Origin of the sequence: Kitasatospora sp. NPDC059722 (genome assembly GCF_042733235.1) — a bacterium.
In the GTDB taxonomy this organism is placed as follows: Bacteria; Actinomycetota; Actinomycetes; order Streptomycetales; family Streptomycetaceae; genus Kitasatospora.
Window position 1 is genome coordinate 1 of the sequence record NZ_JBHWGD010000271.1, and the last position, 1,918, is coordinate 1,918.

Genomic DNA, 1,918 nt, shown 5'->3' on the forward strand with positions numbered 1-1,918 from the left:
CGCGGTGACCGTCACGCTGGAGGTGCCGGCGGCGGTCGGGGTGCCGGAGATCAGGCCGGTCGAGGAGTTGATCGACAGGCCGGCCGGCAGGCCGGTGGCCGCGTAGGTCAGGGTCTGGCCGGAGGCCGAGTCACTGGCGCTGATCTGCAGGCTGCCCGCGGTGCCGACGGTGCCGGTCTGGCCGCCCGGGTTGGTGACGGTGACCGTGTTGCCGTGGGTCAGGATGGCGTGCGAGATCGCGCAGGAGTTGGTGTCGTTGGACCAGCTGGCCTGCTCGGCGAAGGAGCCGAAGGAGCCGAACGAGACGTTCGCGGCGCCGCCGGTGGTGCCGGGCTTGAGCCAGGCGCACTCGTCGGAGTTCTCCTGGCCGTTGTAGCTGCTGCCGGTGACGTGGTTGGTCCAGCCGCCGGCCGGGTTCTGGTCGGACATCATCTCGTGCCACTCGTGGCCGAGCGTCATCGTCCAGCCGTCCAGCGTGCCGGGCGAGTTGACGAAGCCGACGCCGCAGTTGGTGCCCGCGTCGATGTTGTACGGCTGGTTGGAGAACGCGATGTCGCCGTAGGGCGAGGAGGCCGCGCCGCCGTTCAGCGTCGTGTCGCCGTTCCAGTCGTGCCAGGCGCAGTACCCGGTGGTCGGGTTCTGGTAGTCGTCCGGGTTGGTGCCGTGCGGCGACAGGATGATGTAGTACGCGTCGCGGTTGGCCGCGCCCGTCGTGTTGCCGAAGTGCCCGGCGGCCTTGACGGCCTCCTGGGCCAGCTGGTTGCCGGTCGACTGCTGCGGCGAGGCGCCCGCGTTGTCGTACCAGACGCCGGACAGGACGCCGCCGCTCTGGTACGGCACGAAGTTGGCGTTCGACGGGCAGCTGGTGGCGCCGGTGGCGACGTTGGGGCCGTCGCACCACTGGGTCAGGTCGGCCGACCAGGTCTCGCCGTTGGTGCCGATGCCCTTGAACATCTGCTGGGTGGCACCGGCGGCGCCGGCCGAGTCGCCGGAGAAGGCCGCGTTGCCGTTGGAGTCCGTGCTCTGGGTGCCCCACTGGTTCCCGTAGAAGACCAGGTAGACCTTCGAGTGGCCGCTCTGGACGCCGATGCCGTCGACGCCGCCGCCGTAGGACAGGGTCTGCTGGCCGGTGGCGGCCGCCTGCTGCTGCGCGGCGACGAACTTCTTGTAGTTCTCGTGCTGCTTCATGCCCGGCACCGCGCCGTGGCGGTACTCGTGGCCGCCGTTCTGCGGGCTCCAGGGGTTGAACTCGTTGCCGGTGTCGGCCTTCGCCCCGGAGATGTCCTGCGCGGTGGCGGTGCCGGCCGCGCCGGCCAGACCGGCGGCGGCGAGCGCCAGGGACGCTATGCCGGTGAGGGCCGCGTACTTGGCGCGACGAATTGTGCGGGAGTGACCCATGGGGTGAGGGTGCCTCTCTCGTTCCGATCGCCCGGCACGGCCGAGGGCCGCGGGCGATCCCTTGTGGGGAAGGGACCGACGGCGAATTCGCCCATGCCAATTCATCGGGTTCGCTACACCCTCGGAATTTGACTGCGCGTCGGTTCCGCCGTCTGCTGGGCATGAAGGAAAGCAGAGCTGATGAACGCGGGTCAACGGGCAAGGGTAAGGAACGATTAAGAGCGGTGTTCACGCAGGTGAAGTGCCATGTCACGGCGCGGCCGAGCCGGCCGGACCCGAAGTTTACGCGTGTAGCCATTCACTGAATGCGGCTCGGAATACTGTTCCGGATTCAGCGATGGAGGGCACCCAACCCACTTTTCCGCCAACAGGTTTGGACCACCTCGGAGACACCGTCAAGCCCCCCCCGCACAAACGGCGACGGGCCCCCCCCCCGGGGGGGGGGGGCGGCGGCGGCGGGGGGGGCGGGGGGGGGGGGCCCCCCGGCGGGGCGCGGGCCGGGAAGAGAACGGCCGCCCGC

The 1,918-nt window shown here is 70.2% G+C and carries 1 protein-coding gene; it reads right to left on the minus strand.

What is annotated here, in order from left to right; genetic code table 11:
* A partial coding sequence (locus ACFV4F_RS43205) for an Ig domain-containing protein (RefSeq protein WP_380511512.1) occupies window positions 1-1,398 on the minus strand: 1,398 nt, incomplete at its 3' end.
* Window positions 1,399-1,918 lie beyond the last annotated feature (520 nt).